The organism is Staphylococcus sp. FSL W8-1207 (genome assembly GCF_038003745.1).
In the GTDB taxonomy this organism is placed as follows: domain Bacteria; phylum Bacillota; class Bacilli; order Staphylococcales; family Staphylococcaceae; genus Staphylococcus; species Staphylococcus equorum.
The window spans coordinates 837,515-862,535 of record NZ_JBBOPU010000001.1 but is presented as its reverse complement, the minus strand read 5'-3'; the positions used below and the strand labels follow the sequence as shown (position 1 = coordinate 862,535).

Annotated in this window: 25 protein-coding genes and 2 other annotated features (1 of these 27 only partly in view); of the genes, 2 read left to right on the top strand and 23 right to left on the bottom strand. The window is 31.3% G+C overall.

Annotated elements, in window-relative coordinates; translation table 11 throughout:
* Positions 1–63, bottom strand: a sequence feature (ribosomal protein L21 leader region); it reaches 11 nt to the left of the window's first position.
* 29 nt (positions 64–92) lie between these two features.
* The 4 genes from mreD to NSR03_RS04340 all read right to left on the bottom strand — a co-directional run bounded on the left by mreD (position 93) and on the right by NSR03_RS04340 (position 2,567).
* The gene (mreD, locus tag NSR03_RS04355; protein ID WP_002507406.1) at positions 93–617 is read right to left on the bottom strand and encodes a rod shape-determining protein MreD; all 525 of its coding nucleotides are present in this window, start codon (positions 615–617) and stop codon (positions 93–95) included.
* Positions 617–1,459 carry a rod shape-determining protein MreC gene (gene mreC / locus NSR03_RS04350; RefSeq protein WP_002507405.1) on the bottom strand — a complete coding sequence of 281 codons (843 nt, stop codon included), beginning with the start codon at positions 1,457–1,459 and terminating at the stop codon, positions 617–619. The genes mreD and mreC overlap by 1 nt, the downstream gene beginning before the upstream one ends.
* Positions 1,460–1,879: 420 nt before the next feature.
* Positions 1,880–2,038 carry a hypothetical protein gene (locus tag NSR03_RS04345; protein ID WP_021339112.1) on the bottom strand — a complete coding sequence of 53 codons (159 nt, stop codon included), beginning with the start codon at positions 2,036–2,038 and terminating at the stop codon, positions 1,880–1,882.
* A gap of 70 nt (positions 2,039–2,108) precedes the next feature.
* Positions 2,109–2,567 (bottom strand): DUF4930 family protein, encoded by a 459-nt coding sequence (locus tag NSR03_RS04340; RefSeq protein WP_021339111.1) that lies wholly within the window; start codon positions 2,565–2,567, stop codon positions 2,109–2,111.
* Positions 2,568–2,714: 147 nt separating this feature from the next.
* Between NSR03_RS04340 and NSR03_RS04335 the strand changes: the two genes are divergently transcribed.
* Entirely contained in the window at positions 2,715–2,894 is a 180-nt protein-coding gene (locus tag NSR03_RS04335; protein WP_071561853.1) for a hypothetical protein, read from the top strand.
* Positions 2,895–3,043: 149 nt separating this feature from the next.
* Here NSR03_RS04335 and NSR03_RS04330 read toward each other — a convergent pair whose 3' ends face one another.
* The 9 genes from NSR03_RS04330 to NSR03_RS04290 form a co-directional block, all read right to left on the bottom strand.
* Positions 3,044–3,325 carry a hypothetical protein gene (locus NSR03_RS04330; RefSeq protein WP_002507402.1) on the bottom strand — a complete coding sequence of 94 codons (282 nt, stop codon included), beginning with the start codon at positions 3,323–3,325 and terminating at the stop codon, positions 3,044–3,046.
* Positions 3,326–3,479: 154 nt separating this feature from the next.
* Complete coding sequence (locus NSR03_RS04325; RefSeq protein WP_021339109.1) at positions 3,480–4,328, bottom strand: aldo/keto reductase; 849 nt, start codon at positions 4,326–4,328, stop codon at positions 3,480–3,482.
* 235 nt (positions 4,329–4,563) lie between these two features.
* Positions 4,564–5,835 (bottom strand): hypothetical protein, encoded by a 1,272-nt coding sequence (locus NSR03_RS04320; protein WP_069820856.1) that lies wholly within the window; start codon positions 5,833–5,835, stop codon positions 4,564–4,566.
* 67 nt (positions 5,836–5,902) lie between these two features.
* Positions 5,903–6,967 carry a hypothetical protein gene (locus NSR03_RS04315; RefSeq protein ID WP_069801592.1) on the bottom strand — a complete coding sequence of 355 codons (1,065 nt, stop codon included), beginning with the start codon at positions 6,965–6,967 and terminating at the stop codon, positions 5,903–5,905.
* A 185-nt stretch (positions 6,968–7,152) separates the two neighbouring features.
* Positions 7,153–7,830 carry a RadC family protein gene (gene radC, locus NSR03_RS04310; protein WP_065367458.1) on the bottom strand — a complete coding sequence of 226 codons (678 nt, stop codon included), beginning with the start codon at positions 7,828–7,830 and terminating at the stop codon, positions 7,153–7,155.
* Entirely contained in the window at positions 7,827–8,531 is a 705-nt protein-coding gene (locus NSR03_RS04305) for a prepilin peptidase (protein ID WP_021339105.1), read from the bottom strand. The genes radC and NSR03_RS04305 overlap by 4 nt, the downstream gene beginning before the upstream one ends.
* 305 nt (positions 8,532–8,836) lie before the next feature.
* A complete protein-coding gene (locus NSR03_RS04300; protein ID WP_021339104.1) occupies positions 8,837–9,655 on the bottom strand; it encodes a squalene/phytoene synthase family protein in 819 nt (272 codons plus the stop codon).
* Positions 9,656–9,972: 317 nt separating this feature from the next.
* Entirely contained in the window at positions 9,973–11,235 is a 1,263-nt protein-coding gene (locus NSR03_RS04295; protein WP_021339103.1) for a bifunctional folylpolyglutamate synthase/dihydrofolate synthase, read from the bottom strand.
* Between the two features lie 11 nt (positions 11,236–11,246).
* Positions 11,247–13,877, bottom strand: coding sequence for a valine--tRNA ligase (locus NSR03_RS04290; protein WP_021339102.1), 2,631 nt, complete (start codon positions 13,875–13,877; stop codon positions 11,247–11,249).
* A gap of 44 nt (positions 13,878–13,921) precedes the next feature.
* Positions 13,922–14,163, bottom strand: a binding site (T-box leader).
* Positions 14,164–14,222: 59 nt separating this feature from the next.
* Here NSR03_RS04290 and NSR03_RS04285 point away from each other — a divergent pair.
* Positions 14,223–14,801, top strand: a complete 579-nt coding sequence (locus NSR03_RS04285; protein ID WP_340719180.1) for a DNA-3-methyladenine glycosylase I — start codon at positions 14,223–14,225, stop codon at positions 14,799–14,801.
* A 228-nt stretch (positions 14,802–15,029) separates the two neighbouring features.
* On the opposite strand, the gene NSR03_RS04280 is transcribed toward NSR03_RS04285, so the two are convergent.
* The 10 genes from NSR03_RS04280 to clpX form a co-directional block, all read right to left on the bottom strand.
* Positions 15,030–15,251, bottom strand: coding sequence for a hypothetical protein (locus NSR03_RS04280; RefSeq protein ID WP_021339100.1), 222 nt, complete (start codon positions 15,249–15,251; stop codon positions 15,030–15,032).
* Positions 15,252–15,408: 157 nt separating this feature from the next.
* On the bottom strand, positions 15,409–16,479 hold the full coding sequence (locus tag NSR03_RS04275; RefSeq protein WP_002507391.1) for an AbrB family transcriptional regulator: 1,071 nt from the start codon (positions 16,477–16,479) through the stop codon (positions 15,409–15,411).
* Between the two features lie 95 nt (positions 16,480–16,574).
* On the bottom strand, positions 16,575–17,858 hold the full coding sequence (hemL, locus tag NSR03_RS04270; protein WP_064782850.1) for a glutamate-1-semialdehyde 2,1-aminomutase: 1,284 nt from the start codon (positions 17,856–17,858) through the stop codon (positions 16,575–16,577).
* 14 nt (positions 17,859–17,872) lie between these two features.
* Positions 17,873–18,850 (bottom strand): porphobilinogen synthase, encoded by a 978-nt coding sequence (gene hemB, locus NSR03_RS04265; RefSeq protein ID WP_021339098.1) that lies wholly within the window; start codon positions 18,848–18,850, stop codon positions 17,873–17,875.
* A complete protein-coding gene (locus tag NSR03_RS04260; RefSeq protein ID WP_002507388.1) occupies positions 18,840–19,526 on the bottom strand; it encodes a uroporphyrinogen-III synthase in 687 nt (228 codons plus the stop codon). Before NSR03_RS04260 ends, hemB begins: the two co-directional genes overlap by 11 nt.
* Positions 19,527–19,544: 18 nt before the next feature.
* Positions 19,545–20,471: a hydroxymethylbilane synthase gene (hemC, locus tag NSR03_RS04255; protein WP_021339097.1), complete on the bottom strand. Its 927-nt coding sequence runs from the start codon at positions 20,469–20,471 to the stop codon at positions 19,545–19,547.
* 56 nt (positions 20,472–20,527) lie between these two features.
* A complete protein-coding gene (gene ccsA / locus NSR03_RS04250) occupies positions 20,528–21,364 on the bottom strand; it encodes a cytochrome c biogenesis protein (RefSeq protein ID WP_069820858.1) in 837 nt (278 codons plus the stop codon).
* Between the two features lie 21 nt (positions 21,365–21,385).
* Positions 21,386–22,717 carry a glutamyl-tRNA reductase gene (gene hemA / locus NSR03_RS04245; RefSeq protein ID WP_021339096.1) on the bottom strand — a complete coding sequence of 444 codons (1,332 nt, stop codon included), beginning with the start codon at positions 22,715–22,717 and terminating at the stop codon, positions 21,386–21,388.
* Positions 22,718–22,888: 171 nt separating this feature from the next.
* On the bottom strand, positions 22,889–23,476 hold the full coding sequence (gene yihA / locus NSR03_RS04240; protein ID WP_002507384.1) for a ribosome biogenesis GTP-binding protein YihA/YsxC: 588 nt from the start codon (positions 23,474–23,476) through the stop codon (positions 22,889–22,891).
* Between the two features lie 149 nt (positions 23,477–23,625).
* Positions 23,626–24,888 (bottom strand): ATP-dependent Clp protease ATP-binding subunit ClpX, encoded by a 1,263-nt coding sequence (gene clpX, locus NSR03_RS04235; protein WP_002507383.1) that lies wholly within the window; start codon positions 24,886–24,888, stop codon positions 23,626–23,628.
* Positions 24,889–25,021 lie beyond the last annotated feature (133 nt).

Below are 25,021 nucleotides of genomic sequence, written 5' to 3'. Positions count from 1 at the left end.
GTCACGCCAAATGCAGGTGACATAAATGTACTTGAACCTGAATCTGAGCGGTTGTATGTAGCTATGAACTACTCAACTACTGCATTTTAGCATTAGGATTTCTTACTGTCAATCTTCAATTGCACTTTTCTTAGGAATTTCATAATAATTGGGAATAAAATTGTAAGTAAAATTAAATTTAATATAAATGTAGGTATTAATCTAAATATAATAAAATCTATAAACACAAAATTAATAAGCCCTAAAATACTATACATAATTGCTACATAAATTTCTAAGAAGACTGTACTAAGTACAATAATGATAAACAGCATTGTATGATCTCTATAAAATGTTTTGAAGAAAAAGTCCATGATGACTACAAATAAAATATAGCCAAATAGATATAGACCATAAAAACTGCCGAAATATAAATCTGTAATTAGGCCTAATACTACTGATAAAACCATCGCTACACCAAAACTTCTATACACACTTAGCATCAAAATGTACATGATCGTTAAATGTGGCACGAAAATAATATCTTTATCTCCTATTTGCATTGGTATAACAAGTCCAATTGCAGTATCAATATAAAACAATACAATACCAATAAGAAAGTAGTATAATGCGCGCATTAATTATCCCCGCTTTCATTATCTGGTATTGTTTTAGGGTCTCTTTTAGCAACATAGACGTGATTTAAGTCTGCTAAACTTGCAGCTGTCTTCACTCTTACTTCTTTAGATAAACCGTACTCATCATTTTCAACTTTAGATACTTCACCTATGTAAATACTGCTAGGAAGTTGATCTGCTAAGCCGCTCGTAACAACTTTATCTCCTTTTTTAATACTATCTTTATTATTTATATCTGTAATTACAAGTTCTTCATTCTTAGCATCATAATGATCTATTAAACCAAAAACGTTTTCTCCATCATGTTGGATGTTTACAGACAATCGATTAGCACGAGTGTTCGTTGAGATTAAATCTACTTGAGACGAGAATTGATTTACTTTAGAGATGCGGCCAACTAATCCTTCTGAAGTCATCACAGCCATATTGTTTTCTATTCCATCTTTAGAACCTTGGTTTATAACCAATGTATTCATCCATTGGTCAGGATTTCTAGATAGTACTGTGCTAGAAATCGGTTCATATTTTGAAATATCTTCAATATCTAATTCTTTTTTGTAAGTTTTATTTTCTGCTTTTAATCTTTCATTTTCAGCTTCTAATTGCTTCACCTTACTACTTTGTTCTTCTGAACTTTCTTTTGCAAAGAGATTACCGATAGATCCTGTTACAAAATGTACAGGATAGCTGACTGCTTTTTGACCAAAAGCAACAGTATCTCCTACATACTGTTCTACTGGTGATTGCGTTTGTGAACGCAAAGATACACCAATTAAGGCTATAAACACAATGATTGCACACAGTATAACAATCAATTTGTTGTTTTTAAAAAACTTTGACAACCTGAACACCTCTATTAACCAACTATTTTATATTCTTATTATCATTTTATATCACTAGTGTTACGAAATAAAGCACGAACCCTAATATTCCACAACAAAATTTATCCTACGTTGAATCACTAGTTTAACTAGATTAAGCGAATACACTTCATGTTTTGATTAAAATGAAATAAATTAAACGATACATTGTATTATAACAATACTTACAGTCAATAGTGTATTAAAAAATTTTGATTTTCTGAATAGTAATTAATATATTATTTTTGTTTAAAAATTAAGTTTAAATACTTTTTGAGGCAAACACATGCATTTATGGCTTATACACTTAATCTTTTTATATATGCTCATATAAGAATTACAATTGCCTTTAAGTTTTAAAGCATAAAAAAACGCCTCTACCATAAGAGACGTAAACTTACTTTAGTTATTTTCTTTTTCATCTGAATTGTTGTCGTCAGTTGATTTTTTAGCTTTTTTCTCATCTTCTTCATATAATGTTTCTTTTTTACGCCAACGTGCAAATAAATTTTGTGCTTTAGCTTGCTCAGCCATTTTCTTATCTTTAGACTGTTCACTCATAATTGGACACCAACCTTTAACGTTTTTACTTATTTAAGGCTAACGCATTTTACCCTATAATTCAAACGCATTACTCGTAGTTAGATTGTGGTTGTAGTTCAATATGCGCTCCTAATTGATTTAAATCTTGTTCCATTTCAATTTCTGTCTTATAAACACGAAGTGAATCTGAGCCAAATTTATAGATAATAAACTCATCGCCACGTTGACCAGCCAAGTATTCATCAGTATAACCCATTCTTTCTAAACCTGAAACTGACATAAACTCTTTTTTATTAATCCAATCAAACACATTTTTCGTTTGACTAAATGGTACATTATTAAGGATGTCATTATCTTCTACTGAATACCGTTTGCCACCTGTCAAATTTTGTTGAGGTGCTTCATTATTCATAGATGGCTTATCGTCATGTACTGGGTTCCATTCTTGGTCTTTTAAAAAAGGTGCATATTTTAATGCGAAAAGTACAATTGCTACTATCGCTATGACAGCTATAATGTTTTTAACAATACTGAAAATAAACCGCATGAACCATCCTCCTATTAAGTCACTCTAAATTATAATTTTTCACGGTCGAATTATCATCAGTCTCTAGAAGTATTTAAAACTTAACTATAGACTGATGCATATGCCATATTTTCATAGTACAATGTTTTTAAAGGGAGTGAATACAGAATGAGTATTTTATCTATAATCCTGCTTGCACTCTTAGTCATACTACTATTTAGAGTAGGTTTATCAATTTTAAGATTTATAATATATATTGGGATTATTGTGTTATGTATATATTTGGGTTACCAAGGTATTCTTTGGTTAATGGAGAATTTTAACACTTATTTCAATTTCATAAATTAAAATTTTAGCGCTTAAGGATTAAATTATCCATTAAGCGCATTTTTTGTACTATTAGATTTAAAAATTTTAATACTTTTACTTCAAATATGTAAAAATTACAAATTACCACTTACAAAACTTAACATATACTATAGAAACTTGTCATTTACTTACTTTCCTACACCATTACTTAACACTTGATAAACATAATAACAGCCACTTAATAATAGTGCCCATATGATCGCTACCGCTATAGCACTCAATAAATAAATCCATATCGAAGTTGAGGTGTGATTAAATACAACGAATAAAATAGTTGTAATTACAACCCCTATAACTGAAACAACTATGGCAATACCTGTTCTTTTCAAATTAATTGCTTGGCGCTTTTTGGTAAGTTGCATAAGATACACTACAGGTAACAATAACCCGATTAATAAGATACTTCCCAATATATAATCCTCCTTATATAACATCTTGATTATACATTACCTTGACGCATACCGGAAGATTAATGTACTCCATAAAACAAATATGTCATATGTAAAAAAAGACATCCCTTCATAAGAACAGGATGTCATTAATATATAATGTTGATTTAAATGCTTAAACAAACTCTTCATATTCACGCGGATTTTGACCTTCAACACGACCGCTTTCACCTTGATCTAAAGCATCAATCTTATCTAAGTCTTCTTGTTCTAATTCAAAGTCAAGATAATTATAATTTTCTTGTTGATGTACGTCATCACTCGATTTAACAATTGGAAATACGTGGTTTTGATTAACCCAGTTAATAATCACTTGAGCGGGCGTACGATCATATTTATCAGCAATAGCTTTAATCGTATCATTCGTAAGAACATCATTAATTTCACGTCCTAAAGGACTCCATGCTTCTGATAAAATACCTCTTTTATCATTTTCTGCTATTAAATCTTTATTATTGAAATACGGTTGTATCTCTATTTGATTGGTAGCTGGTGTCACTCCTGTTGCTTCAATAATTTCATCTAAATGTTCAGGCATAAAATTAGAAACACCAATTGTTTTAATTAAACCATATTTCTGTGCATCGACTAATGCTTTCCAGGCCTCAACGAATTTACCTTGTTTCGGATTCGGCCAATGTATTAAGTATTTGTCAAAATAATCTAACCCAGTACGATAAAGTGACTCTTGAATTAGATTAATCGCTTTATCATATTCATGAGCAGCGCCTGGTAATTTAGCACTTACATAAATCTGTTCTCGAGGAATTGACGAACGACGAATTGCTTCGCCTACCATACCTTCATTGTTATAATTAGTTGAAGTATCTATTAAGCTATAGCCTATATCAATTGCATTTATTACTTGATTAACGCCTTTTCCGCCTTGAATATTCACCGTTCCTAATCCTATATGAGGTAAAGTTGATCCATCATTTAAACGAAACTCATCATACATTGTCATTCATAATCCTTCCCTTCTTCCATGTATTTAAAAATCAGCATAAACAAGTTGATTTTATATTCGTTACTTTCTATTTCTACCCGTTTTAATAATTTAATAATCTGGGAAAATATTCAGACTATCAAAACCGATGGATGTTTTAATTTATATAATCGTTATATTATTTTTTCAACGACAAAAGACAAACTAAGTAATAACTGTATTAGTTTGTCTCCTTTTGATATAAAGTTAGTTTTTAGTACTCATTACTCTCTACTTCATACTTAATATTTAATTGTTTTAATAACTTATTTATTTCCAATTCCAATAACGGTTGTTCAATGTCTCTAACTAAATTTATATAAAACTTATTATCATAACTTAACATACTGCAGTTGTATGGCGTTCGTGATCGAGTGTTAAGTATACAGTCTACTCTATCTATATATTTATCCATTTCCGTTGGCATTCGAATTAATCCTAAATTCGACAGAGTTAAGCATGTTGTTTTTTCGCTAAATAAAAATGAACGCTTAAGAAAATATTGCTTGATAAATAATGGCATCATTTTAATGAATATACTATTCTGTATGCTCACATTTTTCTGAATCCTTGTTCGTAAATTATCTTCCGATAATCCTGACTTAAGTTGATTATCAATAATTTTAATAATTTCATTCAAAGTATAATCTTGAACTTTAGGATTAATTTGAGGTTTCATATAGAGGACAAAATTACGTAACGTATTTTTATGGAACACATTTCTTAAATCAATAGGCAAGAAGATTTTAATATCTTTCTGACTTTGTGTTTTCATTTCCTCTTTTTGCAAATTTATTAGCCCCATAATTATCATTGAAGCTACTAAAACAGTTAAACTTATATTCATGTCTTTAGCTATTTTCTTTATATCTACTATATCAATAATATATTTTTCTGTTTTTAATTTGTTTATTGTTTTCCCTTTTAATTGGTACACTTGGTTATTCTTAAAAGTAACTTTATTTTTTTGTTTTATTTTAATATCTTTGTAGTTGTCTGCTATTTCATCTTTACTAGGATGCTCATTAGTATCTAATATATCTTCTCTATCTTTTAAATGTAGGCCTTCTTTTCGTTTAAGATATTCATAAACTAATGATTTCAAAAATACCATGCCACCTTTACCATCAGTCAATGAATGAAATAATTCAACATGTATACTTTTTTCTGAATATAATACGCGAAAACTACTTTTATATAAATCCTTTTTCGACATATACTTTAATAGTTTTGTATCTTTTTCTATAATGGGTGCTTTATAAACTGGTTCTAGATAATACCAAAAAATACCTTTGGATATTCTAGCTGCAATTGTAGGGAATCTTTCTGTAACTACATTTAAAGCCTCTTGTAATATGGCTGGGTGTATTTCTTCTTTTAAAGTAATAGATAACCTAAATATATTTAACCAGCTTTTATTATGAGAAGCCATATGAATAATTGCTGTGTTATCAAGTTTTACTTTATACTTTTTTCGATTTTGCATATATTACACTCCTCTTAATAGTTTAGATTACCTATAAATATTCTGTATATATGACATGAATGCTATATTAAAAAGCAATTTCATAACAAAATTCTAATTTTCTATAATAATCATTTTCAACAAAATCAGTAGGTTTAACCTTAGTATTATTTGCTTCAAAATACTCTAGATTAGCTATTTTCAAAATGCTGTACACAAATTGAGAACAGAACATAATATTAGGTCTAATAGATGCCTTAGTTACAAGTCCTACTAAATTATAAGCACTACCGGCGTTATTTATTTCATTAATTTTTTCAATTATACGTTTCTTTTGTTCTTTCGTAGCTTTTATTTTATATACCATTATACTAGCGTCACTTTTTTTATTAAAAGACTCTAATTGTTCTTGGTTTAAACCAGGTAGAGTTAGATTTTCTCCACCATTGTAACTAATTGTTGTTTTCAGTTCTTTATCCAAACTAAGAGAAACATGATTATAATTTTTTTGAGTGAAAAGTGAAATTAATTCACTTGCAGAACTGCCTGTGCTAGATAAAACAATATACAAGTTTTCATCATTTAAACTTTTTTCACATTCTGCGAAATAACTTTCACTCAGCGCATTTCTATTTAAATATTTAATATAACTATGCCTAGGAATATCATTCGCAATTTCATAAATATTTTCTTTAGATAAAGCAGTTTTACTTTTACTAACATTCTTTTTTAAACTGTTCCTTTTATTATTTATTTCTCTAATCATATCAAAACTAATTGATGTTTTACTGATCATTGAAAATTGATGTTCAAGTGTGTATATATAATGTAAGTACCTTACAAAGAACGGTACAAATATGATAATAATACCAATGATATTTTTTACTAAAAAGGCGAGCCAAATACTACTATTATTAAAAAATGTAGAAGATATAAAAACTTCTTGTAGAATTAAGATTAAAGTATATATTGAAATGAACATGATTTTCACTTTCCACGAGTTCTTCGATACCAATATATGTATAATAAGAATTGAAGCTGATAAAGCAAATATGACTGCAAATATTGCAGTTGACTTAGTAAATAATAAAGATATTAATAAAATAATAATTAAAAATTGAATCAGTAATAAATATACTTTTTTGACTCTCATATAAATGTTCTCCTCCATAACTTTCTTTAATATAAAGTATATTTAAAAAATCAACAATCCAAAAGGTCTTTTAATTATCAAATTAATATGTTTTTAAAATATAGGATAAGTAATTTATGTTCTACTCATGTAAATGAATTAAACTTGGAAACAGAACTAAAATATTTCAGTTACTCTAAAAGTCCTCAGTTAAAATAACCTTCTTCAACCATGCTTAAATAGATATGGTCACCTATAATAATATGATCTAATAAATCAATTCCTAGCACTTGACCACATTTTTTTAATCTTTCAGTGGTTTTAATATCTTCGTTTGAGGGCGTAACGTCACCTGAAGGATGATTATGTAGTACTATAATAGCATTACTCGCACATTTAATAGCTTCACTAAATATTTCGCGTGGATGCACAATTGAACTATTTAAAGTGCCAACAAATATGGTTTTTTGCTTAATAATTACGTTTTTAGAATTCAAAAACAACGCTATAAATTTCTCTTGTGTCAAATGCTCCATTTTACCCATCATAAAATCCGCAACATCTTTAGGACTTGAAATTTGAATCTTATCATCTACGCTACCTGAATGCATGCGTTCTCCTAACTCAAATGCTGCTTTCAAAATAAGCGCTTTATATAAACCTACACCTTTGATTTTATTTAAGTCGCTGATAGATAACATTTTTAATTCTTTTAAGTTATCAACTGACTTCAACAATTCGTTTGCAATATCTATACTCGAACTCCCTTTTCGACCAGTATTAATTAGTATGGCTAATAACTCAGCGTGTGATAAATGTGAGGCACCATGACTTAACAAACGTTCTCTCGGCTTCTGGTTATCTGCAAGTTCATTTATTCTCAAATAAGACCCTCTCCTAAAGTTAAATATTGATGAAATATCATCGTTAAATTAAAAGCAACAAAAATAAAAGGTATCAGTGGTATTCTTTGTTTCAAATTACGAAAAAGTATCATACTAAATAAAGCAAAAATACCTCCACAAATAAACGTAAAAAACATTATTAACACAAAATCTGAATATGGCAGTAAATAAGAAAGCAATGAAAAAAGAAGAATGTCTCCGTAACCAATGCCGTGACGTATTAAAAAATATAAAAGATGTAATACCGTAGTCATGATTAAAAAATGGTATACATTTCCTTGTCCAATAAAGTAGGCACACAATGAAAATATAATGTACAGATGGATTGGTAATGCAAAAGTTTTGATGTCATACATCGTAAATACAAGTAGGAATATATAAATAAGTAAAAAAGTGGTGTGATCTAGAGGGAATGATAAATAAGAAAGAACAAATGCAGGAACAATCGATAAAAATTCTCCAATTAAATATAAAGAGCTCAACTTACTTTGACAGCAATTACTTCTCCCTTTCAAACATAAAAAGCTTATAATTGGTATTATTTCGGTAAATTTAAGTTCTCTATGACAATAATCACAACGAGAACGTAAACCAAAGTAATTTAATTTTAATTGATTCACATAGCTCAACTGATACAAATAACTAAATAGAACTGGACATAATAAAAGTTGTTTGATCAATAATATACCTCCTTATAAAAATTATATCATGTCCGTTTTAATTTAATAACAAAAATATCACTTAGTTAAAAATTTTAATTGTAAGTTTGATAAAATAAATTTTTAGTACATAAAAAGCGCATAACCTCTACAATTTAAATGATTAATCAATTAAATAAAATAAAGATTACGCGCTTCTGTATAATAAACATATGTACATTTAACTATGGATACAGAAAAACACAATCAGCCATTCTGTATTCATAAATTAATATGCTATTTATTGTTGTTATTTTTAAAAATAACATAATTCATTATTTTCGATACTATTTTTTCTTAACTTCTTCTACAGTTTCTTCCACTTCTTTACGTGTTATTTTTTCACGGCCATTTTTCATAGCTTTTAAAGATTTATGTGCAAGTGCTAAAGGTAAACGTGCGAATAATATAATCGTTCTCTTATTGAGTGAATCGATATATGCATCTGCTTTTGCTAAGTTTTCATCTGCATAATCAAACAGGTCTGCACGACTCCAACCATCCGGTACAAAACTCACACCACGTTCATCTAAATCTTCTTTCTCATTTCGTAAAATGTTAACAGCTTGAAGTCCACGTCCATAACCAATGGCTAAATCGCGGTCTGTTTTTTCACCAGCACACAATTCCCATAGTTCTGACAGCATGACACCAACACGTCCTGCAACGTAATATGTATATTCATCTAAATCTTCTCGTGTATGAACATCCCAGTTTGCTTTCGCCCATTTTGCCATACCGAATGCCATCTCGCTTGAACAATCTAAAACAATTGGCAAAGTTCTGTCAGGACATGCGTCTATCCACTCACTTAAACGGAGTGTAACTTCAGGCATGAAATCTTTCACAGGACCTAGTATCTCTAGATATTTTTCTTCATCGAAAGGTTCTTTAAATAATTCACTCACTTGCATTAAAATTGTATATTTTAAATCATTATCTACTTCTTCATGATCCTCAATCTCATCAATTGCTCGTAGTATTAAATATGCAGATGCTACTGAATGTTTTAATTCTTTTTCTAAAAAGGTAATCGGAATATAAAACGTACGACTTGTTTCTTTCAGTACACGCATTGCATCCTTTGGAAATTTCTTTTCTGTCATGTTAATCTTTCCCTCCCTTTTGTAAATACTATCATATTATTACAAATTAAAATAGGAATTGCTAAATGGATAAAAAAAGCACTAATAATCATCTGATTTAAACAACGTATAAATTACAATTTATACAAAATATAAAAATATTCAACTTTTTAAAATTTTCCATAAATCTACTATATAAAAAAGCTAGTTACTTTTGCATTAAAGTTAGAATAAATCATTAATCCTGACTCAATAACGCAAAATAATAACTAGCTTTCTCATTGAATAAATATTTATTTAATCAATATCAGCACAGTTTCACTGTTGTTAAATAATATCTAAAAATTAACTTTCGCTTTAACTTCACTAATGAAATATAAACTTCCAGTTATGATTAATCCATCACCTTCATATGTTTCAATAAACTTCACATAATCATCAACAAGTTCTTTTTGATCAAATCGTATTTCTTCAAAAATAGCATCTTTAGTTAATGCTCGAGGAAAATCAAAATCAGTAACATAAAACGTTGAAGCAATTGTTTTAAGTTGGTCTACCATCGTATTAATTGGTTTTCCTTTCACTGCAGAAAATAATATATCTAGACTATCAACGTGATAATAATCTTTCATTGTACTAATCAAAGCTTCAACGCTTTCAACATTATGCGCACCATCAACAATCATTAAAGGCTTTTCTTTAACTTGCTCAATTCTCCCAGTCCAGCTTACTGATTCAATACCATCTATCATCTTATTGAAATCTAAATCAACAATACCTGATTCGTTTAGTTCAATAAGTGCAGTTATTGCTAAAGCTGCGTTTTCTTTTTGATGCTCACCCAACATATTTAATAGTAAGGTTTCTAATTCATAGTCTTTATAACGATAAGTAAATTCTTCTTCTTGTGAAACGATACTAATATCACGATCAAACTCTATGCCTTCAGTATTCTGTTGCTCAACGCAGCCACGAATTACTTTAAGCGCATCTTCATTTTTCACTGCATAGATAATTGGCGTATTAGGTTTAACGATTGCGCCTTTATCTTTTGCTATATCCGTATAAGTATCTCCTAGAATTTCAATGTGGTCTAGTCCTATACTTGTGAGAATTGTTAATATCGGTTTAAAAACGTTCGTTGAATCATTTTTAATCCCTAATCCCGCTTCAACTATTACAAAATCAACGGGGTGTAATTCACCAAAGTATAAAAACATCATCGTAGTAATGATTTCAAATTCAGTGGCTGTTCCAAGCTCTGTTTCAACTTCTAATGCTTCGCTTACTGGTTTTACTTTTTGAACTAATTCAACAATATTGTCATCACTAATCGGTATCCCATTTAAACTTATACGCTCATTAAAGGTTTCAATAAATGGCGAAGTGAAAGTACCCACTTCATATCCATTATCAACAAGCGCTGATCTTAAATATGCAACTGTGGATCCTTTTCCATTTGTGCCACCTACATGAATACCATTTATATTAAATTGAGGATTGTTTAATCGTTCTAACATCCATTCCATACGCTTAACGCCTGGTTTAATGCCAAATTTAGTTCTTTCATGTATCCAATATAAGCTATCTAGGTAATTCATGTTTAGGACTCCTATGCTTTTAATTGATTAATTCGTAATTTAACACCCTCGTATTTTTCTTGATACGTTTGTTTTTTCTCACGTTCTTCATTGATTACTTTTTCAGGTGCTTTATTAACGAAGTTATCGTTTGCTAATTTTTTATTAACACGATCCAATTCTTTTTCCCATTTCCCAAGTTCGTTTTCTAATCTCTCAATTTCTTTATCCATATCGATTAAACCTTCAAGTGGTAAGACAACTTCACCAGCTGTAGTAATAGATGTCATTGCTTTTTCAGGTATTTCAACTGCTGTATCGATTGTAAGTTCACTAGGATGACAGAATCTATCTATATAATTTGAATTATTTAATAGTGTATTTTTAATATTTTCATCTTTTGCTTTAATGAAAATAGGTATTGCTTTAGATAATGGTGTGTTTACTTCCAAACGTGATTGTCTAACAGATTTAATTATTTCAACAAGTTGTTGCATCGTTTCTTTACTTTCATCAAAAATCAATGCATCGTTCACTTTAGGCCAAGGTGCATTAACAATTGTTTCACCTTCATGTGGCAGATTTTGCCAAATTTGTTCAGTAACAAATGGCATGAATGGGTGTAACATTCTCATAGTATTATCTAACACATAAGTTAGTACAGAACGTGTTACTTGTTTCTGAGCTTCATCATCGCTATTCATTGGTATTTTACTCATTTCAATATACCAATCACAAAAATCATCCCAAATGAAATTATAAAGCGTACGACCAACTTCACCAAACTCATACTTGTCACTTAAATCCGTAACGTTAGCAATCGTTTCATTTAAACGCGTTAAAATCCACTTATCTGCTAATGATAAATTACCTGATAAGTCTACATCTTCAACTTTAAAGTCATCGCCAATATTCATTAAACTAAATCGAGCTGCATTCCAAATTTTATTGATAAAATTCCATACAGATTCAACTTTTTCAGTAGAGTAACGTAAATCATGACCTGGTGAAGATCCAGTTGCTAAGAAATATCTCAGACTATCTGCGCCATACTCATCGATAACATCCATTGGATCAACACCGTTACCTAGAGACTTACTCATTTTACGTCCATCTTCTGCACGGACCAATCCATGTAATAATACATCATTAAAAGGACGTTTTCCAGTAAATTCTAATCCTTGGAAGATCATTCTTGCAACCCAGAAGAAAATAATATCATAACCAGTTACTAATGCATTCGTTGGGAAGTAGCGTTGGAAGTCTTCAGCTTCAACATCTGGCCAACCTAATGTTGAAAATGGCCATAATGCACTAGAGAACCAAGTGTCTAATACATCTTCGTCTTGCGTCCAATTTTCAATATCATCTGGTGCTGCTTCACCGACATAAATTTCTCCAGTTTCATTGTGATACCATGCTGGAATTTGATGTCCCCACCATAATTGGCGTGAAATTGTCCAATCTCTAATTTCTTCCATCCAACGGTTAAATGTTTTTTCGAATCTTGCAGGTACAAAGTCGATTCTATCATCAGTTTTTTGATTATCTAATGCTTGTTCTGCTAAAGGTTTCATTTTTACAAACCACTGTGTAGATAAATAAGGTTCTACAACTGCCCCAGAACGTTCAGAATGTCCAACAGAATGTTCATGCTCTTCTATTTTAATAACTAAACCTTCAGATTCTAAATCTTTTACAAGCTGTTCACGGCAGTCAAATCTATCCAAGCCTTCGTATTTACCAGCTTTGTCATTCATCTTACCAGATTCATCCATGACAATAATACGCTCTAAGTCATGACGATTACCGATTTCAAAGTCATTTGGATCATGCGCAGGTGTCACTTTCATTGCACCACTACCGAATTCAATATCCACATAATCGTCTGCTAAGATAGGCAATTCTCTACCAAGTATTGGTAATATAACTTTTTTACCAATGACATCTTTATAACGATCATCATTAGGATTCACAACAATCGCAGTATCACCAAGCATTGTTTCAGGGCGTGTCGTAGCGATTTCTATATATCCTTCGCCATCTGCATAAGGGTATTTAAAATGATAAAATTTACCTTGTACATCTTCATGAATAACTTCAATATCTGATAATGCAGTACGAGCGATAGGATCCCAGTTTATAATATATTCTCCGCGATAGATTAAATCTTTATTATACATATCAACGAATACTTTATTAACTGCTTTACTCAAACCATCATCTAATGTAAATCTTTCTCTGCTGTAGTCTAAACCTAATCCTAGTTTAGCCCACTGTTTTCTAATAAATGTAGCGTATTCTTCTTTCCAGTCCCACGCTTGTTCAAGGAATTTTTCACGTCCTAAATCATGACGAGATAATCCTTGTTCATTTAATTTAGCTTCTACTTTTGCTTGTGTTGCTATACCAGCATGGTCCATACCTGGTAAATACAAAGTATCATAACCTTGCATACGTTTCATGCGTGTAAGTATATCTTGTAAGGTTGTATCCCAAGCGTGCCCTAGATGTAATTTACCAGTTACATTGGGTGGCGGAATAACAATTGTGTAAGTTTCTTTGATATTATCTTCAGATGCTTTAAAATAGCCTTTATTAAGCCATTCTTCATAGCGCCCTGACTCAACTTCGTTCGGATTATATTTTGGTTTCATTTCCATTCGTTAAAATCCTCCTTAAAATAAAAAAATCCGCCCTATAAATATTATAGGACGGATTTCCCGTGGTACCACCTAAATTCAAGAAATTAGTTCACTAATTTCAAGCACTTAAAATTATGATTAACGCTCAAACACGCTTCAACCTAATTTACATACAATCACCTTGTAGTATTTCAGCTAAAGTTCAATGTGGGCTACCTTCAATAAGTTAAACTGTACATTTTCAGCAAACATGTACTCTCTGTTAAATCTAAGCCTATTTACTCTTCCCAGTAGACAATATTTCTTTACTTAATTATAGTATAATGGATGTTAAGATAAGTCAATGGAATGGAGTGAAAATATATGAATGAATGCGCATTTGGTACAAAAGATCCGACCTATCTCGAATATCATGATGAAGTGTGGGGCCAACCACTTTATGATAGTTTGAAATTATTTAAACTGATGGCTTTAGAATCACAACATGCTGGTCTTTCCTGGTTAACAATTTTAAAGAAAAAAGCATCTTATGAAGCAGCTTTTTATGACTTTGATCCAGAGCTTATCTCTAGAATGACAACAGATGATATAGATCGCTTGATGACATTTCCTAATATCGTGCATAATAGAAAAAAGATAGAAGCCATTGTAGGACAAGCAAAAGGATATTTTGAAATAGAAAAAGATTTCGGAAGTTTCAGCGATTTTCTTTGGTCATATGTAGATCACCAGCCCATCGATTGTGGATATACAAATCCAAGTGATCGTATAACTGTAGACACACGCGCTACGGAATTATCGAAAACATTAAAGCAGTATGGTTTTAAATTTTTAGGGCCAGTGACAGTTTATTCATTTTTAGAAGCTGCCGGTTTATATAATGCACACATGCAAGCATGTCCTAATAATCCAAAGCATTATCAGGATAAGGGCTTTAGTTAGCCATATATTAATTCCTTTCAAGGAAGGTTTGTTTTTCAATTTTTTTACTATAATCCAACAAAGTTCTACGACCAAACTAAGAATATTTCTCTAGAAAATTAAAAAATGCCAACAAATCCATAAGGTTTTGTTGGCATTTTTTAATTGTAAGTTCACAGAGTAACGATTCTACATTTCTATATTCTTTATTTTCAAATAAATAGTAAGGTCTTTAAAATTTCAAAACCTTTATAAATCTCGTTTTTTGTGACTATTTTTAACAATCTTTTTATTTTTATACAATCTAATTATAAGTAAAGTCAATAACACTGCGACGATACCTTTAACACTATCGTAAGTCAGTATGACATTGACCCATAGAAGAATAATGGCCATGATATAATTAAATTTCATAATATATGTTAGAAATACTTTATTACTTGCGACTTTTGTTTCACCATATTCGCTCAAAAAGCAGAGTCACTTTAACTTTAAAAGTTATTTGATATGCCTATATCACATTTTCTAACACGGTCTCACCCTCTCTATATCATAGTATTGTGTATAAAAGTAGTAATATATAATTGTGCTGATATTGTTCAAATGTCTAATTAAAAATATCATCTGTTTAGTTAAGTTTTTTTTCACGATGTTTCAAGAACACGTTTATCGCTGGAGCAATTAAGAATAAAATAAAGAATATTCTAAAGATATGATAACTAGAAATCAATGCGACATCCGCACCTGTTTCTAACGCTACAATAACAATTTGACTCATGCCACCTGGAGCAGCGCCCAAGAATAATTCATTTACTGAATGAGTCGAAAATGTAGAGATAATAAGCACCATTACGAAAGCTAATAATATGAGGAATGTATTTTGAAAAGCGATTGCGACGGCAATCCGTCCTTTCATCTGATCTAATAAGAGTGCAATTTGAACGCCAATTCTAATCATATATATGACTTGTGCAGCTGCAATAATATAATTATCTAATGTAAAGTTAGCACCTGTCAACAAATTCCAACATATTAAAACAAGAACTGGTGCAAGTATCTGTTTAGTTGGAAAATTAATTTTACCCATTATGACATAAACAATGATTACAGCTAGTGTCAAAAATATGATACTAGGAATTGATAAAGCTTCAGTCAATATTGCTGTTACTTCAGATCCACCAGTCGCTAATTCTTGTGCGTCTTTAAAAAAATATGAAATGAAAGGCACGAGAATAACCACAAATATAATTCTCGAAGTTTGGGTCAAACTTACTACCATAATATCTGCTTTTTTATTTTCTTCAGCCATAATCAACATTTGACTCAATGCGCCTGGAATGACACTAAGTATTGCTGTTTCAGTATTCACTTTTGCTATTTTTTTGAAAAAATAAGCAATGATTAATGCGAGACCAAGTAATAACACTGTAATTATAACAATGGTAAACCAATCATCTTTAATATCTAAAATAACTTCTTTAGTAAAAGTAGAGCCAATTTGAACACCTAATAACACTAAACCAATCTGACTTAGCCAAAATGGCCAATTTACTTCTAAATGCAAATATCTCACGCAGATAATACTTGCAATAATAGGACCAAACATAAATGGTAATAATATATGGGCCGCGTTAAGTATGAAACTTAAAAATAAGGCTAATGCTAAAACGATGATATTGTTTCTTAATTGCTTATTCATGTACTCACAACTTTCATAGGTATCATTATACTTCATTGTACTTTACATATAAAAGAGCCCGATCAACACATGGTTGTTCGGGCTAAAAATAAACTTTATACAATTCGACTTAGAGCAGTATCAAATGCTTGTATTGTTTGTTCAATATCAGCTTCTGTATGCGCTGTTGAAAGAAATGTTCCTTCAAATTGGGAAGGCGGTAAGAATACGCCTTCTTTTGCCATTTCTCTATACATTTGACTAAACAATTCTAAATCGCTCTTATTTGCTTGTTCAAAGTTTGTAACCGGCCCTGCATTTAAGAAATATCCTATCATAGAACCAGCACGATTTACAGTGATTGGCACATGATGTTTTGCAAAGACCTCTTTCAAACCTTCTTCTAATTTGTCACCTAATTTATTAAAATAATCATATGACTCAGGAGTTAATTGACTTAGTGTTTCATAACCACTTGTCATAGCTAATGGATTCCCTGATAACGTACCAGCTTGATAAATATCACCAGCTGGCGCAATTTGATCCATAATTTCTTTCTTACCACCAATAGCACCAACAGGCAAGCCACCACCGATTACTTTACCCAAACAAGTTAAATCTGGTGTTACATTGAAGTAACCTTGCGCACAATTGTATCCAACTCTAAACCCTGTCATCACTTCATCAAAAATAAGCAATGAACCATATTCTGTAGTGATGTCTCTTAAGCCTTGTAAAAATCCTTCAACTGGAGGTACAACGCCCATATTACCAGCTACAGGTTCTACTATAACACCAGCAATATCGTCTCCAAATTCTTCAAATGCGACTTTTAGCGCATCTAAGTCATTATATGGGACTGTGATTGTATTTTTTGCAATACCTTCAGGAACACCTGGAGAATCAGGTAAACCAAGTGTTGCGACGCCAGACCCTGCTTTGATTAATAGTGAGTCACTATGACCATGATAACAACCGATAAATTTAATGATTTTATTACGACCAGTATAACCACGTGCTAAGCGTAATGTATCAAGTGTTGCTTCAGTACCAGATGACACCATACGTATTTTTTCAATAGATGGCACACGATCAATAACGAGTTCGGCTAATTTATTTTCTTGGAGTGTGGAAGCACCGAAACTTGTCCCTTTATCCACTGCTTCATGAATTTTATCAATCACCTGCTTGTTTTTATGTCCTAAAATTAATGGTCCCCAACTTAGAACGTAATCGATGTATTCATTACCATCAATATCATATATTCTTGAACCTTCACCATGGTCCATAAATATTGCTGGTGTATCTACTGATTTGAAAGCTCTTACTGGACTATTGACACCGCCAGGCATCAATTGTTCAGCTTTTACCATCGCTTTTTCAGAATTTGTGTAACGCATTCTAAATAACCTCCTTATTGTTCATCAATATATTTACAAATATCTTTTGAAAAATACGTAATAATTAAATCTGCGCCTGCACGCTTCATTGAAATCATTTGTTCCATAACTACCGCTTTTTCATCAATCCAGCCATTTAGCGCTGCTGCTTTTGTCATGCTATACTCTCCACTTACATTATAAGCGACTACAGGTACGTTTGTAGTATTTCGAACATCTCTAATGATATCTAAGAAACTTAGAGCAGGTTTAACAATCATCATGTCTGCTCCTTCGTTTAAATCACTATCAAGCTCTCTAAGTGCTTCTCTTCTATTTGCAGGATCCATTTGATATGTTTTGCGATCACCAAACTGTGGTGCAGATTCTGCTGCATCACGGAATGGACCGAAGAAACTAGAAGAATATTTAATGCCATAACTCATAATTGGCACATTATAATAACCAGCTTCATCTAGACCCGCTCTAATTTCAGCAACGAATCCGTCCATCATGTTACTTGGCGCAATAATGTCAGCACCAGCTTCAACTTGAGAAATTGCAGTCTTAACAAGTAATGGTAGTGACTTATCATTATCAACATCTTTCGTCTCATGATTAATCACACCACAGTGACCATGGTCTGTATATTCACATAAACACGTATCCGCAATGATTAATAAGTCATTGTACATAGACTTCGCTTTTCTTGTTGCTTCTTGAATGATGCCGTTATGATCATAAGCACCTGTACCAACTTCATCTTTTTCATTTGGCACACCAAAAAACATGATGCCTCTTATACCTAATTCATACGCTTCTTTAATTTCTTCACCTAATAAATTTAAACTAATTTGGTAAATGCCAGGCATAGATTTAATTTCTGTTTTCACATTATCACGTTCAACTACAAAGATTGGATAAATTAAATCTTCTTTGCGAACGTGCGTTTCACTCACCATGTTTCTTAGTGATTTACTACTACGTAATCTTCTGTGTCTATCAAATTGCATTATCTTCCCAACTTTCTAAAGTTTTTTGAATTAATGATTCTAAAGTTTGAATTTCTGCCATCGTGCCCTGAACATTAAATGTATTTAATGTGTCCAATGTTTGTTGACCAATGACAAAATAATTATTAAAAGGTATATAGTGATGACTTTCAAAAAAATATCGCACAGCTGAGGAACTCGCAAAAGTAATAGCATCTACTTTATTTTCAGCTATGAGATTTAAGACTTCATTTATATTCTCAGTATGTGGAACAGGTTTATATAAGTCAATTTTTCTAACTAAATAACCTTGCTGTTTTAAACCATTTTGTAATAAGGTTCTTGCTGCTGCGCTTGATGGTAGTAAAATGCGACTGCCTTTTACCGCTTCAAACTCCTCAAGAAAACCTTCTTGTGAATAATCTGTGGGACAAAACGAAACATCTAGACCTAAAGTTTTGCAATAATCAGCAGTTTTTTCACCAATTACTGCAATTTTTTGTATATTTAACTTATGTAAATATGATTGAAAATGTTTCACAGCTTTTTTAGACGAAAAAATAAGCCAGTCATAGTTAACATCTAGCAAATTCAAATCAAAGGATAAAGGCTCTACATCTATGAAGGGCTTGTGTAGAATACATGTATCTTCTTTGTTAAATTCACTAGTTTGTGTCATTACTATCACTGGTCTCATTATTTTCACCTCAAACGATTATTGTTCTTCGTTTAGTGCCTTTATTATTTCATATGCACCTTGTGCATTTAAAACTTCAGTTACTTTTTCACCGATTTCAACTGGATTCTCTCCACGCTCAGTATGCTCATAACGTTCTTTACCGTCTGGAGACATAATTAAGCCTGTGAATTCGATTGTACCATCATTACTTTTCGTAGCATAGCCGCCGATTGGAACTTGGCAACTGCCGTTCATACGCTCTAAGAATGTTCTTTCAGCAGTAACACAATCCGCTACATCTTCATTGTGAACTTGCTTAAGTAATGCTAACAGCTCTTCATCATCCGCACGACATTCAATACCTAATGCGCCTTGTCCAATGGCTGGTATTAAAGTCTCTTTATCTAAATAAGTTGTCACGATATCATCTGACCAGCCCATACGTTTCAAACCGGCAGCTGCAAGTAAAATTGCATCAAAATCTTCAGTTTCTAACTTACTTAAACGTGTATCAATGTTGCCTCGTATCCATTTTATTTGTAATTTAGGATATTTCGCAAGTATTTGAGCACCACGGCGTAAAGAGCTTGTACCTACGATACTATTATCAGGAAGTTCATGTAAAGGGACATGATTCTTAGCAATGTACGCATCATATGGATTTTCACGATCTGGTATGCAACCTAGAGTTAATCCTTCTGGTATGACGCTAGGCACATCTTTTAAGGAATGTATCGCCATATCTATACCATGATTAAATAATTCATTTTGAATTTCTTTTACAAACAGCCCTTTACCGCCTACTTTAGATAATTGTTTATCTATAATACGGTCACCTTTTGTTACTATTTCTTTAATTTCAATATCTAATTCTGGATCAACAGCTTTTAATTTTTCAATAAATTGTTGGCTTTGTGTTATAGCTAACTTACTTCTACGTGAACCAACGATTAACTTACGCATCAGGCGCAACCTCCTAGAAATGACTATATTTAACAATTAACCTTTTCTATCTGTAATCATATTCCTGTCCATTGATGAAAATCGGATATATGAGAAGCAAAAATCAAATTAATCATACTTAAGCAAAATAAGCTGAGATTAAAATAAATCAAATTATGTTTGCTTAACGTATGTCTTACTCTAAAGATGATATATATACCATACAGCAATGCAATAATTATAGACATCACTACTTTGGGATCATTCAATATGTGTAATCCTAAAGTATTTATACCCCATTGTGTACCTAAAATGATACTTAATATGATAAATATAAAACCAATTAGACTACTATAAAACACAACTTGTTCTAGTGTAGCTACACTACCGATTCTAAAATATTTTTGATTAAATCTTTTTTGCTTTAAATTTTTATACTGTATTAAATATAATATACAATTAACAAATGCAAAAGCAAACAGGGCATAACTTATAATTGCAAAGGCAATATGTACTATTAACAATTCGTTTATAATACTTAATTTATCTCCTGCACTCTGATAATGCATAGGTTGAAACGTATTTATAGCAATTAATACAAAACCAATTAAATTAAATAAAAATATCGAAAAATTTATTTGCTTGATCACACTAATCACTATAGAAATAGAAATAATCAACCAAGCTAATGCAAAAAATACATCAAAAACATTACCTAATGGAATCTGTTTCGTTACATTAGCATAAATAGATAAAGAGATTGTTTGTAACACCCAAACAATCCCTAATGTAACAAAACCAATTTTTCTAACTTTATAATGCTTTTTCACAAAATCAAAAAAGTAACAAGCAATACTAATTAAATAAATTAATAATATAAGTTCATTTAATCTTATAAATGAAAATTCTTGCATATTATCACCATTTGCTTATGCTTATTCAAAACTTAATATTTGACTAGTTGGCACTTCACTTCTTCTTTTTTTAGGTTCATAAGCTTGTTCAGCTTCAATGTCAAAAATGTTTTGAAACAGCTCTAATTTTTCGTTACTATTTCTATCATTACTCAATTCTTTTGCTTGTTTGATTGGATCTTTCAACATTTGATTTATGATACTTTTAGTATGTTTTGAAATGATTTTACGTTCTCTCTCACTGAGTGCAGGCAATTTTCTATCAATACTATTCATAGTATCTTCCTGTATATTCATAGCTTTTTCTCTTAAGGCACGAATAACAGGTACAACACCTAACATACTTACCCATTCGTTATGTGCTACAATCTCACCAGGGATACGTTGCATAATGTCATTTGCTGCTATTTGACGTTCTCTAAGATTAGCATCCACTAATCCTTTCAAGTCATCTACATCATAATTAAATACATCTTGAACTGTATTAATATTAGGTTCTATGTCTCTTGGAACAGCAATATCTATTAAAACAAGTGAATCACTTTTGCGTTCTGTTGAAATAGAACGCATCATATCATTTGTCACAATATATTCGTCTGAACTTGTTGAACTGATAACAATGTCCACATTAGCTAAAAGTTTTGGTAATGATTCCATTGATTCAAATTTCACATGATGTTTCATTGCTAATTTTTGAGCTTTACTCAATGTTCTATTAACAACTGTAATATCTGTGACACCTGAACCAATTAAATTCAAGAGTGACAATTCACTCATATCCCCTGCACCAATAATCAAAGCTTGCTTGTTGTCAATTTTGCCAAATACTTTTTTGCTTAGTTCAACAGCCGCATAAGAAACACTTACTGCATTGTCTGCAATATCTGTTTCATTATGAGCTTTTTTCGCAAAAGTAATTGCTTGTTTAAAAAGATGATTAAATATAGTACCTGTTGTATCTTCTTCTTGAGCTAATAAGAATGCATCTCTAATTTGTCCAAGAATTTGAGTTTCACCAAGAACAACAGAATCTAAGCCTGAAGTAACATGCAATAAATGATTTACTGCGTCGTCCCCCACTTTTACTTCAGTCATTTCTTTAATATCTTCAACATCAAATCCAAAAGATCTCGCTAAAAATCGTTGTATATAATAACGACCTGTATGAATTTGATCCGCAACTGCGTATACTTCTGTGCGATTACAAGTTGATAATATAACATTTTCTAAAATAGATTTTGTTTCAAATAAATCAACATTGGCTGAACGTATGGCATCATCTTTAAAAGCAACTTTTTCTCTCAATGCTACATCTGCTGTACGATGATTTATGCTAACCGCAATTAAATGCATTTATAACGCCCTCCATACATATTACAATAAGTAAATTATAACACAATTACGACATGAGTTAACCATCTTGCTCGAGTAAATTATAATTCTTCTAATTTACATTCAAAATGTTGACATAATTGTACTAAATTCAACCTATTTATAGCAAAACATATTTCTTCAATGTAATGATTACAAATAACTTTCAATCATATCCCATATTTTTTGTTGTTTGTCTTTTTTAATTGAAGAATAGCTTATAATCTCGTCCTCAGCTTCCATTTCTAATTTTTGCTGAATCTTCGCTAAATGCTTCTGTACTTTACCCTTAGCAATTTTATCTTCTTTCGTAGCTACAACTAGTGTTGGAATTTCATAGTATTTAAGATAATTGTACATAATAATATCGTCTTCTGTTGGGTTATGTCGTAAATCAACAAGTTGAATTACAAGCTTCAATGATTCTCTTTGTGAAATATATCTTTCAATCATTTTACCAAATGCTTCACGTTGCGATTTGCTTACTTTCGCATAGCCATAACCAGGCACATCAACAAATACAAGTTGATTATCTATATTATAGAAATTAAGTGTTTGTGTCTTACCAGGTCGTTGAGATGTTCTTGCCATATTCTTTCGACCAATCATACTATTGATAAACGTTGACTTACCTACGTTAGATCTACCACTTAGGCCAACTTCACTTAAACCGGTTTCTGGATACTGTTCCGGTTTTACTGCACTAATTAATAATTCTATTTCATTAGGATTAACTTTCATTATCGTCCCTCTTTTCTTCTTAACTCATTGTTTATTATATTACACTATGACTTATATGAATATGTATTTTTATTTTACCTATACTTTCTTTTTAAAAATAAATGCCCTAAGTTGCATATATACAACTTAGGGCATTCGATTCACCTAATTTAAGCAGAAGTTTGTTCCTTGTTTACAAGGTTGCCTTCTTTATCGTATAGTTCAGGATTTTTTTCTTCATTAATTGTTTCTTCTGTAATCACGACTTTTACAACACCTTCAGATGAAGGCACGTCATACATAATATCAATTAACGCTTCTTCTATAATTGAACGAAGACCACGTGCGCCTGTTTTACGTTCAATTGCTTTATCACTGATTGCAGATAATGCTTCGTCAGTAAATACCAACTCTACATCATCAAGCTCTAACATTTTAGTATATTGTTTCACTAAAGCATTTTTAGGCTGAGTTAGAATATTTTTCAGGGCGTCTACATCTAATGTTTCTAAGTTAGCAACAATAGGAACACGACCGATAAATTCTGGAATCAAACCGTAAGATTGTAAATCTTCAGGTCTGATTTGTTCAAGTATTGCATCTTCATCATATTTTGAAGCTTCACTACTTGCAAATCCGATTACTTTCTCACCTAATCTACGTTTAATTACTTCATCTATACCATCAAAGGCACCACCAAGAACAAATAAAATGTTAGTTGTGTCAATTTGAATTAACTCTTGGTTAGGATGCTTACGACCGCCTTGCGGTGGTACGCTTGCAGTTGTACCTTCTAATATTTTAAGCAGTGCTTGTTGTACACCTTCACCAGATACATCACGAGTAATAGATGTATTTTCTGATTTTCTAGCTATTTTGTCAATTTCATCGACATAAATAATACCTTTTTCAGCTTTATCAATATCAAAATCAGCTGCTTGCATTAAGCGTAGTAAGATGTTTTCAACATCGTCACCTACGTAACCAGCTTCAGTTAAACTTGTAGCATCAGCAATTGCAAAAGGTACGTCTAATGTTCTAGCTAATGTTTGTGCTAAAAGTGTTTTACCACTACCAGTAGGTCCAATTAAAGCGATATTACTTTTTTGTAATTCAACTTCATCTTCATTTGGTCCTAAATTCTGTACACGTTTATAATGATTGTAAACAGCTACAGCTAATGATTTCTTAGCCTTTTCTTGACCGATTACATAATCATTCAATTGGTTCATAATTTCTTTTGGAGTTGGTAATTCAGTTAACCCTTCAGGTTCCGATTGAGCTAATTCTTCTTCTACAATTTCTGAACATAACTCAATACACTCATTACAAATATAAACGCCACTTCCTGCAACTAGCTTTTTAACTTGATCTTGGTCTTTGCCACAGAAAGAACATTTTAAATTTTCTTCATCTTCGTTGAATTTGAACATTCTATTTACACCCCTATTCCCTAAAGACTATACTAAATAGCATTTTAATATGCAACTTACAACTTTCACAAGTTATTTGCTTTAAAAATAGTGTAGCAGATACATTATTTGAATGCATCTGCTACTGGTTTAC

Bases quoted from the DNA above. Each gene is read 5' to 3' on its own strand.
- NSR03_RS04285 (WP_340719180.1), top strand. From the start codon at position 14,223: ATGAATGAATGCGCATTTGGTACAAAAGATCCGACCTATCTCGAATAT.
- NSR03_RS04335 (WP_071561853.1), top strand. From the start codon at position 2,715: ATGAGTATTTTATCTATAATCCTGCTTGCACTCTTAGTCATACTACTA.
- NSR03_RS04315 (WP_069801592.1), bottom strand. From the start codon at position 6,967: ATGAGAGTCAAAAAAGTATATTTATTACTGATTCAATTTTTAATTATT.
- NSR03_RS04275 (WP_002507391.1), bottom strand. From the start codon at position 16,479: ATGAATAAGCAATTAAGAAACAATATCATCGTTTTAGCATTAGCCTTA.
- NSR03_RS04325 (WP_021339109.1), bottom strand. From the start codon at position 4,328: ATGACAATGTATGATGAGTTTCGTTTAAATGATGGATCAACTTTACCT.
- hemA (WP_021339096.1), bottom strand. From the start codon at position 22,717: ATGCATTTAATTGCGGTTAGCATAAATCATCGTACAGCAGATGTAGCA.
- yihA (WP_002507384.1), bottom strand. From the start codon at position 23,476: ATGAAAGTTAATCCTAATGAAATAGAATTATTAATTAGTGCAGTAAAA.
- NSR03_RS04345 (WP_021339112.1), bottom strand. From the start codon at position 2,038: ATGAGTGAACAGTCTAAAGATAAGAAAATGGCTGAGCAAGCTAAAGCA.
- NSR03_RS04320 (WP_069820856.1), bottom strand. From the start codon at position 5,835: ATGCAAAATCGAAAAAAGTATAAAGTAAAACTTGATAACACAGCAATT.
- NSR03_RS04300 (WP_021339104.1), bottom strand. From the start codon at position 9,655: ATGACAGAAAAGAAATTTCCAAAGGATGCAATGCGTGTACTGAAAGAA.
- ccsA (WP_069820858.1), bottom strand. From the start codon at position 21,364: ATGCAAGAATTTTCATTTATAAGATTAAATGAACTTATATTATTAATT.
- NSR03_RS04340 (WP_021339111.1), bottom strand. From the start codon at position 2,567: ATGCGGTTTATTTTCAGTATTGTTAAAAACATTATAGCTGTCATAGCG.
- hemL (WP_064782850.1), bottom strand. From the start codon at position 17,858: ATGCGTTACACAAATTCTGAAAAAGCGATGGTAAAAGCTGAACAATTG.
- hemB (WP_021339098.1), bottom strand. From the start codon at position 18,850: ATGCAATTTGATAGACACAGAAGATTACGTAGTAGTAAATCACTAAGA.
- mreD (WP_002507406.1), bottom strand. From the start codon at position 617: ATGCGCGCATTATACTACTTTCTTATTGGTATTGTATTGTTTTATATT.
- clpX (WP_002507383.1), bottom strand. From the start codon at position 24,888: ATGTTCAAATTCAACGAAGATGAAGAAAATTTAAAATGTTCTTTCTGT.
- NSR03_RS04290 (WP_021339102.1), bottom strand. From the start codon at position 13,877: ATGGAAATGAAACCAAAATATAATCCGAACGAAGTTGAGTCAGGGCGC.
- hemC (WP_021339097.1), bottom strand. From the start codon at position 20,471: ATGCGTAAGTTAATCGTTGGTTCACGTAGAAGTAAGTTAGCTATAACA.
- NSR03_RS04260 (WP_002507388.1), bottom strand. From the start codon at position 19,526: ATGAGACCAGTGATAGTAATGACACAAACTAGTGAATTTAACAAAGAA.
- NSR03_RS04295 (WP_021339103.1), bottom strand. From the start codon at position 11,235: ATGAATTACCTAGATAGCTTATATTGGATACATGAAAGAACTAAATTT.